The organism is Acinetobacter sp. YH01019 (assembly GCF_013420285.1).
Taxonomy (GTDB): Bacteria; Pseudomonadota; Gammaproteobacteria; order Pseudomonadales; family Moraxellaceae; genus Acinetobacter; species Acinetobacter gandensis.
This window is the reverse complement of the sequence record NZ_VOYM01000053.1, coordinates 1-14,276: the sequence shown is the minus strand read 5'-3', so window position 1 is coordinate 14,276 and position 14,276 is coordinate 1. Positions and strand designations below refer to the sequence as shown.

Genomic DNA, 14,276 nt, shown 5'->3' with positions numbered 1-14,276 from the left:
GCACTGTGGCAAAAGCTCCTAAAGCAAAAACGAAAGCGGTTAAAGTTAATTTTCACGAGCAATTGATTTTAAATAAATGGTTGTGGTCGAAGTTTAATCCGAATCGTTTGGAAGGCATGAAACAACAGCTTGATTATCCTCAGTTTGAGGGAATTGAGCATGAAGGTGATAATGCAGGACAAACGAAATTCTTTAGTGTGATTAGCAATACCTTGTTTAACAAACAGGTTGTAGATATCGATGTTCTACGTCGCTATGACTTAAACATTGTTAAGCATTGGCAAAAAATCACTGAAAAACGTAATGAAATAGAAGGGCATGTTTTAAATCTAAAATATTTCCAATACCTCTCATTGCTTTTTACAGAACTGTATTTAGATCAATATTTTAATCATCAAGCGGGCATGCTCAATGAGCTAAATGTTGAACTTGAACAATATAATGATGATCAGAAAATTGATGCAGATCAATTTCAGCAGTATTTGCCTGAAGACCTAAATAAAATCGGCTATTGGAATGCGACGGGTAGTGGTAAGACACTACTGATGCATGTCAATATTTTGCAGTATTTAGACTATTTCCAACATCAAAATGGCGATAGTACTTATCCAGACCAAATTATTTTACTTACACCGAATGAAGGCTTGAGTGAACAGCATTTACAAGAGCTGACAGACTCAGGTTTTCAAGCGACTTTGTTTGATAAACAAAAGAGTCGTAATAGCTTGTATCGTGATGAAATTCAAATCATCGATATGAATAAGCTGAGTGATAGTGATGGTGATAAAACTGTTGCGACGATGAGCTTGGAAGGTAAGAATCTTGTTCTGATCGACGAAGGGCACCGTGGTACGAGCAGTAGTGCAGGTGCTTGGATGGAGCGTCGTGATATTCTTACTAAAGATGGTTTTAGTTTTGAATATTCGGCTACCTTTGGTCAAGCTGTAAGTAAGGCAGACAACGTTTATAAACGCTTTGAAGATGCAAAAAAACAAAAAGCCAAAATGCTGTATGGTATGGCGATTAATAAGTTAACCGAAGAACAGAAAAAAAATATTCAGCTTGATGAATTAGAACAGCAAAAATACCGTAGGGAAGCACTTCGAGAAGTGTATGCTAAAAGTATTTTGTTCGATTACTCGTACAAATATTTCTATGCAGATGGCTATGGTAAAGAAGTCAATATTCTGAATATGAAAGAATATCATGAAGATGATGAGCGCAATCTATATCTTACAGCTTGCTTACTATCGTTCTATCAACAGCAATATCTATTTAAAAAGAATCAGGCAAAGCTAGCAAAATTTAATATTGAAAAGCCACTGTGGGTATTTGTCGGAAATAAAGTCAATGATGATGACTCTGACATTTTAGCCATTGTGAAATTCTTGGCGGATTTTTTAGATGCATCTCGTAAGAGTAAGGTGATCAGTTGGCTGCATGACTTAATTACTAATACATCTCGTTTGGTTGATCCTAAAGGAAACAATATTTTTGCCAATCGTTTTGCACCTTTATACGGTCAAAATGCAACTGAGCTTTACCAAGATATTTTAAAAAGTTTTTTCAATGCGACAACCAATCAACGTTTGAACGTAGTACGCATTACAGCGAATAAAGGTGAGTTACGTTTACAAGTCGGAGAAAACACGCCTTTTGCAGTGATTAATGTCGGTGATGAAAAAGGCTTATACGATAACTGTGATGAATCAAGCAAAACACATTATTTAAATGCACGTACTGATGATTTTGCAGAGTCATTATTTCCGACATTAAATAATGATGATAGTGAAACACATCTTCTAATCGGTTCACGTAAATTTACCGAAGGTTGGAGTAGCTGGCGTGTCTCGACCATGGGCTTGTTGAACATGGGTTCAGGTGAAGGTGCTCAGATTATTCAGCTCTTTGGTCGTGGCGTACGTTTAAAAGGTGAGAACTTCTCTTTAAAACGAACACCAAGAGAAATTTATAGTAAGGCTGAATATAAAGGTCTGCATTTAGATTTGATGCAAACTATTAATATTTTTGGTTTACGTGCTGACTACATGGAAAAATTCCGCGATTATCTAAATGATGAAGGCATTATCCTGAATCAGGATTTAGTCACATTGGATTTTCCAACCAATAAAATTCAAGCGCCTCGCTTAAAAACACTCACATTAAAAGATGGCTACAAAGATAATCAAGCGAATGGTTTTAAGGCTCAGTTAAAGCTTTCGATGTTTAAGATTCCAAAACAATACGAAGGTAAAATCAAAAAACCTTTTGTTGTTTTGGATTTGTATCCTCGCTTGCAAGCCTTTCATACCGATAAGTCAAAGCGTCAAATTGATGTTAAAGACAAGCGTCAAGAGCATGAGATTTCACCAAAAATCATGTGTATGTTTGATTTTGATGAAATTTACTTGCAACTTCAGCAATATAAGTTCCAACGAGGATATAGCAACTTACAGTTGAATGTTGATGATTTACAGGAGTTTTGCTTAAGAGATATTAAGACCTCTACAGAAGACTGGTACAAGCTTTTAGTTGACTCATCTGAATTAACCAATGACGTGAGTGGAATTAAGAAACAGCAAGCGATATTAACTGAGTTGTTACAGTCCTATATGGATAAGTTCTATCATGCGATTAAGAATGCCTATGAAGGGCAGTTTTATGAAGTGACAGAATTTAGCTTGGATGATAAGGATTTGCCTGTACAGATTTGTGAGCAATATACCCTTACTGCTAAAGACGGTCAAAATAACGAGGCACAAGAAGTATTTGATCGTTTGGAAACACTGAAAGATTTGGTTGCCAAAGGTGATTTAGAAAAATTAGCACCTTGGAAAGAAGATGGTAGCTTTAGAGCGATTACGTTTGATCGTCATTTGTTCTATCCGTTGTTGGATAAGAAGGATGAAAGCTTACCATTTACATGGTCACCAATGCTATTTGACTACACTAGTCATACCCAAAGTAGTGAAGTGAAGTTTGTTCTAGATTTGCAAAGTTATATTAATACTCCAGCTGCTGATGATTTATTGAAAGATTATGAGCTTTATTTATTGAGAAATGCTGATAATAAATATCGTGGTTTAGGTTTTGCTTTAGCCGGAAATTTTTATCCTGACTTTTTGTTATGGCTAGTAAACAAACAAACAGGGCAGCAATATTTAACTTTAGTTGATCCTAAAGGCATCCGAAACATGAATCACGACGATGCTAAAATTGAGCTCTACAAAGAGATTAAAAATATTGAGGCTAAGCTTGAGCATCCTGACTTAATATTAAGCAGCTTTATTTTGTCTATTACACCATTGAAAGATATTTTAAATAACTCTCTTTCTGAAGAAGAGTTTGCTGAAAAGAATGTCTTATTTATGGTGGGTAATGGGACAGCTTATCTTGAGCAAATGTTGAAGAAAATTTTTGTTCAATAAAGTATGGGACAAATTGAAAATATGAAATACCAACCGCCTTATACCATCACATCTAAAATCATTTACCTGATTGCACAGATTAGTGAGAATATAGGGCGCCTGACTGTTTTAGAAGAAATCCAAGACAGCTTAAAACTACGAAAAGCCAATTACCCCGACAAGGTAATTGGCTTTAGTAAAGAATTCTCTTATCCGGTGATTCGCTGATCCTCCCAATAACACGGCACTACAATCAAATTATTTTCATGCACCCGTGACCATAATCGGACACCTAAATCCCGCTGCATATTCTGAAGTGTGAAATTGGAAATTAGCAGCGTGGACTTCATGTTGTCGTAACGGCTATATAAGACCTTATGCACCATTTCTAGGCGTTTCTCATGCCGGTCATGCAGGCCATATTCATCAATCACCAATAAATCAAAACTGGAGAAATGCTCGATAACTTCCTTTTCAGAGCGTGAAGCATCTGACCAGGTGTCCATCATTTTTTGAGCAATTTCTGCACTGGTATAGTAGCGTGCAGATTTTGTACTGTTATGCAGAATGTTGCGAATAATTGATGCACTCAGATGGGTTTTACCTGTACCCGGTGTACCAATCATCAACATGTTCGGGTTGTGGTCAGAAATAATCTGCTGTGCAAAGGACTGACATAGTTTGATGGCATTGTCTTGTGCAGGACATGCAACTACATAATTCTTGAAGCCACGATCCAGGTAGCGTTTATTGAGCCCTGAGTTTTTGATCTTCTGTTGTAGCAATCGCTGTTGCAGTTCATTCTCATAGGCTGCATGTGAGTGATGGACGGTTTCTTTGGCACACAATTTACAGAGCCTATGACCAGCAATTTCCATCAGGGGTATATGATGGGTAGGGCAAAGTGTTTCCGTTGTTTCTGCGCGAAACTGGAGTGTTTTAAGCATGGTATTCATGGCTGATCTCCTAAATCCATTTTGAATTTTCTAAAAAACTCTCATTTTTTTCTTCAAAATTTGAAGATGAAGATGAAGATGAAGATGAAGATGAAGATGAAGATGAAGATGAAGATGAAGGGCATGATTCAAGCATGGCTTGAGTAATACACGGGCTCTTCTCAGGAGCTGCTTGAGCATTTACTTTTCGTTGCTTGGTTGATGCTTGAGCATTACTTGCGGATTTCCCCCAACGTGCTTGAGCTGCATTTTTAGCTTTATCAGATTTCATTTGCTGATTTTGCAATGCCTGGCTTTTTAAACTGGTTAAAAAATTTGAATGAATCTGCTCAGATTCGACTTCAAACAAATCCAGTGCTATCAGCGTATTCAACAAAGTTTTAGCCTTGGTATGTTGCGACAATTTTGTGATGCTACATACAGTCGCTAGGTCATGAGGAATGGCACCATTTTTCCAGAAATCCATCATTAACAGCAGTGCCGCACCAATTTGTTCTGCCGTCATTCGTGCAAATTTTGCCTGTAGGTCGCCAATATAGAGTGGCATCCAAATTGAAATATCTTTATGCATGTGTTCACCTTTTTATAGATATAGAGGGGCTAAGGTCATCAATTTGATGACCTTGTATATTTATTAGATCAGGGAGCTAGATTTATTAACCGGATACGGGCTTGTTGGGCTAAATCATCGTAATGGGCTTGTCCATCATCTAGCATTCGCTGTAGCCAAAGTCTCAACGCCTGATGGTCATCGAAACATTTGTTAACTTTCAGCAAAAAGGCCAGATTGTGCAGTTTGGGAATGTGTAGCTCATAGATTAATTCACGAGCGACCATATCTGCTTCTGGGCTGACGACCACACCACCAAAGAAAGCCTTACTATTCATGTGCAAGCTCCTCTGTATTGAGTTTTTCTAGCATGGCTTCAAAAGCACTGCCATCGCGACGTGTAACATTGGGGATGTAACGGCTATAGACCCGAAACAGCATTTCAGTGGTTGAATGTCCCAGCTGGCGTGCGATCCATTCCGGATTCTCGCCTGCCGACAGCCAGAGTGTTGCTGCTGTATGGCGTGTTTGATAAGCACGACGTGGCTTTAGCCCTAAAAAGCGTAACAGGGGATGCCAGACACGCTTGTTTACCAAGCGATAATCGAGAGGCCCACCATCACGATTACAGAAGACAAAACTGGATTTACCATTATTTAAGCTTTTCTGTTGCAGAAAGGCCTGATAAACCCGATCACTCATTTGGATGGTACGGTCAGAACCATAAGTTTTGGTTCCACCAAGCACACCATTTACTAACGCTTCTCTGATATGGATTTCACGACGTTGTAAGTCGATATTTTCCCATTGAAGACCATCGATTTCACTGGTACGCATACCCGTAAAAAAGCGAATGGTGTAATAGGGGCGGAAGTCTTCACGCACTGTGGTAAGAATTTTATGCACCTCTTCCAGAGAAAAAGGTGTGACTTCAATCTTGCTTTCCTTCAGATTGTTAATATTTTTATAAGGCGACTCAAACTCGTATCGTTCAGCCGCATCATTGAGTATCATACGTAAAGGCGTCATGATTTGATTGATCCTCGATGCTTTCAGACTTGTTTGATCTTTTCCGTGTGTCACTTTGGCGAGAGAGGCACGGAAGTTCAGCAAGTCTGACTTCTTAATTTTTGTTAAAACAAGATTACCAAAAGCAGGTAACAAGTAATTTTTAATGACAATCGCTACTTTCTGTTGATAAGAACCTCTCCATTCAATTTTTTTCTGTTTAAACCACAAAGCTGTAAAATCTTTGAAAAGTGGCACTTGTGTTTGTACTGCAATTTGTTGACTACGTTTTTCTTTGAAGTCATCAATTTTTTTACTTTTAGGAAAATATTTTTCATATTCAAAAGTACCTAAAGTGATTTCCGCTTCCAGTTGTTCTAGACGCTTCTTTAGTACTCTTCGGTTGTATGCGTTATCTTCAAGGCTCGTTGTTTCTCTGCATCGAATACCCATATAACGGAAGTCAGCAATGAGTCTTCCATTTCGTTCGCGGATGCTAGCCATATTCATAGTTCCTCTATAGTCAATTATTGAAGAGCATCCATGCTTAAACCTGTAAATTTCAGCATTTCCTTTTCGATACGCTCCCAGACAAAGAGAATCTTGCGTCCACCAAAAGGACGAATATAGTGAACACCTTCAATGAAGACGCTATCTTTAAGTTGATTGCGAATAGTACGAGCGTCGTACTGAATTTTTTCAGCCAGCTGTTGGGCTGTAAGATAGGTATATGACATAATAAAAGCCTCTGATTTTTTACTAGTTAAATAGGAAAAATTATCCCTAAAACGTAAATTATCATATTTTTATGTCTTTGCAAGTACTTTTTATTATCTAACTAGGAAATTTTATGATTATTTCAAACTTGGCAGTTTTGTTGGCAGAAAGAAAACTAAAAGTTGCTGATCTGGTTAGAAGCACTGGAATTAATAAATCTACTTTACATAAACTTTATAATGATGAGTCTGTAAGAATTGATTTTGAGACAATTGATAAGATTTGCACAGCACTAGAGGTAGAGGTTGGAGATTTATTGATTTTTAAAAAAAATATTAATAATCAGTCCAGTGAAGAGTAGTTTGGTCACCGATGGTCACTTTGAAATCTTGATTGGTCACAAAGTAGATATGAAATTTGAACGATCGTTAAAATTTATCTAGATAATTTGAATTGATTTATTTAAAACTTAGACGAATATCTAAAAATGAGCTTTTTTAGGTAAAAATTTTGGTCACCGATGGTCACTTTAGAAAAGTGATTGGTCACAAACTTAAGAAATAAGTTCAAATTTTTTTTTGGGGGGGATTCGATTTTTTAGGCCTCGATTTTAAATCTAAACAGTCTAAAATTGTATGTAAGTGAGTAGCGTTTGAGGTCATTTAAAGTGATTTATATACGGTGTGGCACATAATGGTCACATTGTGGGCACTGAATATAGAGCTGGGCAGTAAAATTTATAAGTAGGCTTTAGTAAATAATTCTAATTAGATGAATAAATATCAATTAAATCAACAATAAAAAAGCCCCCATCTTTCGATGAGGGCTTTTTGAATTTGGAGCGGGAAAGGAGACTCGAACTCCCGACCCCAACCTTGGCAAGGTTATGCTCTACCAACTGAGCTATTCCCGCGGAGTCTATCCAATTTTTTAAATAAAAAACCGAATGAAAAAATTTTGGAGCGGGAAAGGAGACTCGAACTCCCGACCCCAACCTTGGCAAGGTTATGCTCTACCAACTGAGCTATTCCCGCGGAGTCTATCCAATTTTTTAAATAAAAAACCGAATGAAAAAATTTTGAGCGGGAAAGGAGACTCGAACTCCCGACCCCAACCTTGGCAAGGTTATGCTCTACCAACTGAGCTATTCCCGCATAGCCACGTATAATACATTAAGCATTTTTCAGGTCAATAACTTTATGAAGAATGCTGTATCGTTTGCATAAAATAAAAACAATTTGATTGAAATTAAGCTCATTTTTTGATTTTTCTAATGAAATAAACTTTTTTGGCTGAACCAACTGCGTTTTAAGCTTGTCAAGATATAAGAACACTATCAATAACAGGCTATACTAAAGCCAATATTAGGTATACATGTTGGAGAACCCTTTTGAGTTTGGAACAACAATTAATTGAGCGCTTACAAACTTTAGCGCCAACACATCTTGAAGTGGTGAATGAATCTGCTGGTCATGGTGGCTATTTTCCAGGTAAAGAATCGCATTTCAAAGCCGTCATTGTGAGTGAGGTTTTTGCAGGCTTGCGATTGGTACAGCGCCATCAGAAAGTTTATGCTGCGGCCGGTGATCTATTGAGTCCTGGTAAAATTCACGCGCTTGCCATTCATGCATTTGTTCCAGAAGAGTGGAAAGGTCAAGCAACACCAAGCCCTGAATGTGCGCATGCACCAAAATCATCATAAGGTGCGGCATGGAAACTCAATTACTGATTAAAATCATTCATATGTGCGGCGTTGCATTGGGTTGTTTCGCAATTTTGATTCGTGCATTTACCTTATTTAAAGGGACGCAAGGCAATTTACCTAACCCCGCAGGGCGCAAGTTATTTGTTGCATTGCAACATGGCTCAATGACTTTGATTGCTTTAACAGGTCTTGTTTTACTGTACATGAAGAACTTTGATGTCCAGCCGTGGTTTTATGCCAAAGTGGTATTGTTCTTGGTGTTGTTATCATCATTGTCGAAAGCCTATAAAAAAGATGACAATGCAATGTTAGTACAACGGCGTGCTGGCTTATTTATTGCAGCAGTTGCGCTTATTTCTATTATTACATTGGTTATAATCAAACCAGTTTTTGGATAGTTTAAAAAAGCAGATCCACATGGCCGAATTCATGGCCTGAGTACAAAAATATAAAAGATCAGAGGGTTTTGAATGCGCACACGTGTGGTGTTTAATCAAAAAGGTGGGGTGGGTAAGTCGAGTATTACCGTGAATTTGGCTGCAATCAGTGCACATCAAGGTTTAAAAACCTTGGTCATCGATCTCGATCCACAAGCCAATTCGAGTCAGTATTTACTCGGCGATGATGCGACTTATTCAGCAGATAAACCTGCCTTAGAGCCAAATATCGAAAATTATTTTGATGAAGTATTGGGTTCGCAGCAAAGCAAAGGTTTATTAAGCAATGCTATTGGCTCGATTTTAAAAAATCGTACCAAAGGTCTAGAAAGCTATGTGCATCAATCACCGTTTAAAAATTTAGATGTAATTCCTGCAAGCCCAAATTTGGGTGCGTTGGCACATGCTTTAGAATCTAAACATAAAATTTATAAACTGCGTGATGCCTTGCAACAGTTGAAAGGTCAATATGATCGCGTGTTTATTGATACGCCACCGGCATTTAACTTTTTTACCTTGTCTGCATTAATTGCTGCTGATCGTGTACTGATTCCATTCGATTGCGATGTATTTTCTAAACGTGCATTACAAACGTTGATTGAAAATGTTTTGGAAACTCAAGATGATCATAACGATCATTTAGAAATTGAAGGCATTGTGGTGAATCAATATCAGGCGCAGGCAAAATTACCACGTGAAGTGGTACAGCAGTTGAAAGATGAGGGTTTACCCGTATTAGAAAGTATGCTGCCTCCATCAGTATTGATGAAAGAATCTCATCATAAAAATCAACCGTTAATCCATTTAGCTGCAGATCATAAATTGACGCAGGCCTATCAATCATTGTTCAATGAAATTGAGCAAAAGTAGTATCGAGAATTTTATGAAAGCGCTTCAATTAGGTTTGCTTGCTGTAACTACTGTGTTGTTGACGGCATGTGCAAGTACGCCAAAACCGGCTTATGTTTCGCCGACGCAATATCAGTCATTGAGCTGCCAACAGCTGCAAAGCGAATATAACCGTATTCATCAATATATTGAAAATGGCGTCGAAACGCCTAAACGTACGGGTGTAGGCGTCGGTATTGGTCTTGGTGGTGGTTGGGGGAGCCGTGGTGGTTGGGGGATTGGCCCAAGTATTTCGGTCAATATGGGACAATCGTCAAATACCAAACGTACTGAACTTTCACGTGTTTTAGGTGAACAAGAAGCCATTGTACAAGCTGCAAAATTTAAAGGTTGCCCAATTATTGTGAGAACCAATACGGCCACTGCTGCAAAATCTTAAAGGATCAATTTGCGCGTTTTTGCAATTTGAGCATGAGAAAAGTGTAATAAAATTTGTCAGCTGACCAAAGGTAAGCTGGCTTTTTTTATGCTCAAAGAAAGTCATTAAACTGTCATATTTAAAGAATTATAAGTTATTAAAAAATATTAATTATTCAGCATAACTTTGTTTTGAAATGAAAAATATTCAAAGCTTTGTTCAGCATTTTCTTTTCTATAAAGATAAATAGATGTGACCTGTGGCGTACTTGTTTTTAAGAATCTATTTCGGCTAAGGTGTGCGCTTTGCAGTATTTGAATAGGTTTATATGATTGAGAGTTGGCTTTTTGTATTGGCGATGATGGCGGTTTTAATGACCCCAGGTCCGTCAAATGCATTACTTGCAAGCTCTGCCCATCAACAGGGAATGGCAAAAACCATCGTGTTGGTTCCAGCGGAATTAATGGGATATTTTTATGCGATTAATATTTGGGCATTGATCATTCATTTATCGGCACCAGTATGGCCGAACCTTATTCATATCTTACATTTTCTCAGTATTGTTTATGTTCTTTGGTTGGCTTTTCATCTATGGAAGTCAGCACATTTACAGCAGCATAATCAAAAACATCCATCGATTCAGCCGCGTGAATTGTTTTTGACTTCCCTTAAAAATCCCAAAGCAATTTTATTTGCAGCGGGCATTTTTCCACTCGAAACGTGGAACAGCCCACTGAACTTTGTGATGGTATTTGCTGTGTTTGCATTGGTTTTACTGCCAGTCGCATTGTTCTGGATGTCATTTGGCCGCGCAATTTTATCGGGTCAAAACCAAAAAATTAAGGCCGACCTTTTGTATAAAGGATCGGCCCTGATGCTCATCTTGTGTATGTTTCCAGTGGTCTTTCGCTTTTTTGCTTAAACTTTAATGAGAAAAAATTAAGCTTATTTTTTTAATTTTGAGCGAATATAACCAATAATTCCCGGTAAGACACTGATAATAATGATGCCAAAAATAAGATGGGTGAAATTGTCTTTTACAATCGGCATGTTGCCAAATAAATAACCAAGGGTAATAAACGAACCTACCCAGCAAATGGCACCGATCATATTAAAGGTAATGAAATATTTATAATTCATGCTACCTGCGCCAGCAACAAAAGGTGCAAAGGTACGTGCAAAAGGTACAAAACGCGCAAAGATAATGGTTTTACCACCATGCTTTTCAAAAAACTTTTGTGTGTTGACTAAATGTTGGCGGTTAATAAAGCGGGAATCAAGTTCAAAGACACGTGGGCCAATATATTTACCAATATGATAATTCAGTGTGTCGCCTAAAACTGCGGCGATAAACAGCAAGGCAATGAGTGCCCAAGGGTCCATTGCTCCGGTAGAGGCAGCTAGGGCGCCTGCAGCAAAAAGTAAACTATCACCCGGTAGAAAAGGCATGACTACAAGGCCAGTTTCGACAAAAATAATCAGGAACAGAATTGCATAAATCCAAACGCCATAATTACGAATAAATTCGAGCAAATGGTCATCAACATGTAATATAAAATCAATCAGTTCCATGAGTCTTTCGTACGTGAAATAGTGCTCAGATGCTATCAGCCTGTGCCTTTAAAGTCAGTATTAAAACGTAAATAATTTGCCGAGACTTCGTTGCATAAATAGAATGATGGGTATTAAAAAACTATATTTAAAGCGAATAGTAAACGACCTAAGCTGTGCACATCTTCTGAACAATATTCAAATTAGGTCTGAACATGTTAAATCCAAATGTAGTGGTAAAAAATTTAAGTCAAAACACACAGTTCAATGCAGTGATGAGTCTCGTTGCGCGGGTATTGATGGCGTACATTTTTATTATAGCGGGTTGGGGTAAAGTCACCGCATACCAAGCGACTGCGGCATATATGGAGTCGATGGGTGTGCCTGCTGCCTTGTTGCCGATGACCATTTTGGTTGAATTAGGTGGTGGCTTAGCCTTGCTATTTGGCTTTCAAGCACGATTTGCAGCATTGGGTTTAGCGGTATTTAGTTTAATTACTGCATTTCTTTTCCATGGCAGCGCTGAGGATGGTATTAACTTTATGAAAAACTTAGCCATGACAGGTGGTTTATTTTTCTTAATGTTGCACGGTGCTGGCAAATTCAGTCTGGATCATGTGATTGAAAAATAAATTGCCTCATTAAAAAAGCGGCCAGTGGTTGCTTTTTTGCCTTTTAAAATGCAGATTTTTGCAGTGTACATATATCGTTTTTTTATCCATTGATGCACTATTTTTGACCCTGTCCGAATAGTGTGCGAAAGCCTAAGAAAAATGATAGAATATGGCGCTTATATTCGTTGCCTGCATAGTTGTTTGCCATGACTACCAATACCCAAATTACTGAAGACCGTATCCTTATTTTGGATTTCGGTTCTCAATATAGCCAGCTTATTGCACGTCGTGTACGTGAAGCTGGTGTTTATTCAGAAATGTACGCATTTGATATGTCAGAAGAAGACATTCGTGCATTTAACCCAAACGGGATCATCCTTTCAGGTGGTCCAGAAAGTGTTTATGAAGCGGGTAGTCCACGTGCTCCTGAAGTTGTATTCAACTTAGGCGTGCCAGTACTTGGTATTTGCTATGGTCTACAAACCATGTCAGAACAACTTGGCGGTAAAGTAGAGCCAGGTGATGTACATGAATTTGGTTATGCAGAAGTAGACATTCAAGTTCGTGACAAATTGATTGGCGATCTTGAAGATACAGCAAACCAACTCAAAGTGTGGATGAGCCACGGTGACAAAGTAACAGCGATTCCGGAAGGTTTCCAAGTGACTGCAAGCACGCCAAGCTGCCCATTTGCAATGGTTTCTGATGAAGCACGTCGTTTCTATGGTATCCAATTCCATCCTGAAGTAACGCACACTGCAAAAGGTGCTGAGATTTTATCGAACTTCGTACATGGTATCTGTGGTTGTCGTAACCTTTGGAACTCTGAAAACATCATTGACTTACGTGTTGAACAACTTCGCGCGCAAATTGGTGATCAAAAAGTTCTACTTGGTCTTTCAGGTGGTGTAGATTCATCTGTTGTAGCTGCATTGCTTCACCGTGCGATTGGCGACCAATTGACTTGCGTATTCGTAGATAACGGTTTACTTCGTTTGAACGAAGGCGAGCAAGTGATGGACATGTTTGCGAAAAACATGGGTATCCGTGTGATTCGTGCTGATGCTGAAGATCGTTTCTTGACTGCACTTGCAGGTGAAGTTGATCCTGAGAAAAAACGTAAAATCATCGGTCGTGAGTTCATTGAAGTATTCGCTGAAGAAGCACGTAAGCTTGATGGCGTAAACTTCCTTGCTCAAGGTACGATTTACCCAGACGTAATCGAATCTGCTGCAACCAAAAATGGTAAAGCACACGTGATTAAATCACACCACAATGTGGGTGGTTTACCAGAAGATTTAGCATTTGAATTGGTTGAGCCTATCCGTGATTTGTTCAAAGATGAAGTACGCCGTTTAGGTACGACTTTAGGTCTTCCTTATGAAATGCTTTACCGTCACCCATTCCCAGGCCCAGGTCTTGGTGTTCGTATTTTGGGTGAAGTGAAAAAAGAATATGCTGATATTCTTCGTCTTGCTGATGACATCTTTATGCAAGAACTTCGCGCAAGCGGTTGGTATGACAAAACTGCGCAAGCATTTGCTGTATTCCAACCTGTTAAATCTGTTGGTGTAGTGGGTGATGGCCGTCGTTATGCATGGGTTATCGCTCTACGTGCAGTTGAAACAGTTGACTTCATGACAGCACGTTTCGCTCACCTTCCATACGATTTAGTCGACAAAATCTCGACACGTATCATGAACGAAATTGCTGACGTTTCTCGTGTTGTTTATGACGTATCGTCTAAACCACCTGCAACAATTGAATGGGAGTAATTTAGGGGTTTCAAGAAGCGAAGCTTCTTGCCTAAATTACGCCAAGAGCTACGCTTGAGGCTATTCAGGGTAACCTGAATATTTCAATAAAAAAGGACGCTTTGGCGTCCTTTTTTTATTTCTATAAAGGTCATTTATATACAATCGACCACGATGGATCATTGTAAGCGTCCGCTGAACCCCATGCCTATTTTTTAATTTGAGTTGGATTTCCAGCGATGTGGTAGTAATTCTTCTATTTGGGTCGCTTTATGCGTCGGCAGCCTTTTCAGCACATCACTGAGATAGG

Annotated in this window: 16 protein-coding genes, 3 tRNA genes and 1 pseudogene; 10 read left to right on the top strand and 10 right to left on the bottom strand. The window is 38.6% G+C overall.

Annotation, left to right across the window (positions count from 1 at the left end):
- Window positions 1–5 precede the first annotated feature (5 nt).
- Both FTT84_RS12250 and FTT84_RS12245 read left to right on the top strand, forming a co-directional pair.
- A complete protein-coding gene (locus FTT84_RS12250; protein WP_180081315.1) occupies window positions 6–3,428 on the top strand; it encodes a DEAD/DEAH box helicase family protein in 3,423 nt (1,140 codons plus the stop codon).
- Between the two features lie 21 nt (window positions 3,429–3,449).
- Window positions 3,450–3,578 (top strand): annotated as a pseudogene (locus FTT84_RS12245) (cell filamentation protein Fic); the annotation flags it as partial.
- A gap of 38 nt (window positions 3,579–3,616) precedes the next feature.
- Here FTT84_RS12245 and FTT84_RS12240 read toward each other — a convergent pair.
- The 5 genes from FTT84_RS12240 to FTT84_RS12220 form a co-directional block, all read right to left on the bottom strand.
- Window positions 3,617–4,363: an ATP-binding protein gene (locus tag FTT84_RS12240; protein WP_180081313.1), complete on the bottom strand. Its 747-nt coding sequence runs from the start codon at window positions 4,361–4,363 to the stop codon at window positions 3,617–3,619.
- Window positions 4,364–4,373: 10 nt separating this feature from the next.
- Entirely contained in the window at window positions 4,374–4,934 is a 561-nt protein-coding gene (locus FTT84_RS12235; RefSeq protein ID WP_180081311.1) for a DUF1376 domain-containing protein, read from the bottom strand.
- Between the two features lie 68 nt (window positions 4,935–5,002).
- Window positions 5,003–5,251 (bottom strand): hypothetical protein, encoded by a 249-nt coding sequence (locus FTT84_RS12230; RefSeq protein ID WP_005401917.1) that lies wholly within the window; start codon window positions 5,249–5,251, stop codon window positions 5,003–5,005.
- Window positions 5,244–6,425 (bottom strand): Arm DNA-binding domain-containing protein, encoded by a 1,182-nt coding sequence (locus FTT84_RS12225; RefSeq protein ID WP_180081309.1) that lies wholly within the window; start codon window positions 6,423–6,425, stop codon window positions 5,244–5,246. The genes FTT84_RS12230 and FTT84_RS12225 overlap by 8 nt, the downstream gene beginning before the upstream one ends.
- A gap of 23 nt (window positions 6,426–6,448) precedes the next feature.
- Entirely contained in the window at window positions 6,449–6,658 is a 210-nt protein-coding gene (locus FTT84_RS12220; RefSeq protein ID WP_005401915.1) for a hypothetical protein, read from the bottom strand.
- 113 nt (window positions 6,659–6,771) lie between these two features.
- Between FTT84_RS12220 and FTT84_RS12215 the strand changes: the two genes are divergently transcribed.
- Entirely contained in the window at window positions 6,772–6,999 is a 228-nt protein-coding gene (locus FTT84_RS12215) for a helix-turn-helix transcriptional regulator (RefSeq protein WP_005401914.1), read from the top strand.
- 476 nt (window positions 7,000–7,475) lie between these two features.
- Here the strand turns inward: FTT84_RS12215 and FTT84_RS12210 are convergent.
- From FTT84_RS12210 to FTT84_RS12200, 3 genes are all read right to left on the bottom strand, one after another.
- Window positions 7,476–7,551: transfer RNA gene (locus tag FTT84_RS12210), tRNA-Gly, on the bottom strand.
- A gap of 45 nt (window positions 7,552–7,596) precedes the next feature.
- A tRNA-Gly gene (locus FTT84_RS12205) sits at window positions 7,597–7,672 on the bottom strand.
- 47 nt (window positions 7,673–7,719) lie between these two features.
- A tRNA-Gly gene (locus FTT84_RS12200) sits at window positions 7,720–7,792 on the bottom strand.
- A 236-nt stretch (window positions 7,793–8,028) separates the two neighbouring features.
- Here FTT84_RS12200 and FTT84_RS12195 point away from each other — a divergent pair.
- The 5 genes from FTT84_RS12195 (at window position 8,029) to FTT84_RS12175 (ending at window position 10,969) form a co-directional block, all read left to right on the top strand.
- Window positions 8,029–8,340 carry a BolA family transcriptional regulator gene (locus FTT84_RS12195; protein WP_067765559.1) on the top strand — a complete coding sequence of 104 codons (312 nt, stop codon included), beginning with the start codon at window positions 8,029–8,031 and terminating at the stop codon, window positions 8,338–8,340.
- An 8-nt stretch (window positions 8,341–8,348) separates the two neighbouring features.
- The gene (locus tag FTT84_RS12190; RefSeq protein ID WP_067765556.1) at window positions 8,349–8,741 is read left to right on the top strand and encodes a SirB2 family protein; all 393 of its coding nucleotides are present in this window, start codon (window positions 8,349–8,351) and stop codon (window positions 8,739–8,741) included.
- A gap of 72 nt (window positions 8,742–8,813) precedes the next feature.
- Window positions 8,814–9,650 carry a ParA family protein gene (locus tag FTT84_RS12185; protein ID WP_180058747.1) on the top strand — a complete coding sequence of 279 codons (837 nt, stop codon included), beginning with the start codon at window positions 8,814–8,816 and terminating at the stop codon, window positions 9,648–9,650.
- Between the two features lie 13 nt (window positions 9,651–9,663).
- Window positions 9,664–10,068 carry a hypothetical protein gene (locus tag FTT84_RS12180; RefSeq protein WP_180081307.1) on the top strand — a complete coding sequence of 135 codons (405 nt, stop codon included), beginning with the start codon at window positions 9,664–9,666 and terminating at the stop codon, window positions 10,066–10,068.
- Window positions 10,069–10,375: 307 nt separating this feature from the next.
- Window positions 10,376–10,969 carry a LysE family translocator gene (locus FTT84_RS12175; protein WP_067765547.1) on the top strand — a complete coding sequence of 198 codons (594 nt, stop codon included), beginning with the start codon at window positions 10,376–10,378 and terminating at the stop codon, window positions 10,967–10,969.
- Between the two features lie 23 nt (window positions 10,970–10,992).
- Here the strand turns inward: FTT84_RS12175 and FTT84_RS12170 are convergent, their stop codons facing one another.
- Complete coding sequence (locus FTT84_RS12170) at window positions 10,993–11,619, bottom strand: DedA family protein (protein WP_067765544.1); 627 nt, start codon at window positions 11,617–11,619, stop codon at window positions 10,993–10,995.
- Window positions 11,620–11,813: 194 nt separating this feature from the next.
- On the opposite strand from FTT84_RS12170, the gene FTT84_RS12165 reads away from it, so the two are divergent.
- On the top strand, window positions 11,814–12,230 hold the full coding sequence (locus FTT84_RS12165; protein ID WP_180081305.1) for a DoxX family protein: 417 nt from the start codon (window positions 11,814–11,816) through the stop codon (window positions 12,228–12,230).
- Window positions 12,231–12,418: 188 nt separating this feature from the next.
- A complete protein-coding gene (gene guaA / locus FTT84_RS12160) occupies window positions 12,419–13,987 on the top strand; it encodes a glutamine-hydrolyzing GMP synthase (protein ID WP_067765538.1) in 1,569 nt (522 codons plus the stop codon).
- Between the two features lie 194 nt (window positions 13,988–14,181).
- Here the strand turns inward: guaA and FTT84_RS12155 are convergent.
- Window positions 14,182–14,276 (bottom strand): transposase domain-containing protein (locus tag FTT84_RS12155; RefSeq protein WP_136143756.1); only part of this gene is annotated, 95 nt, incomplete at its 5' end.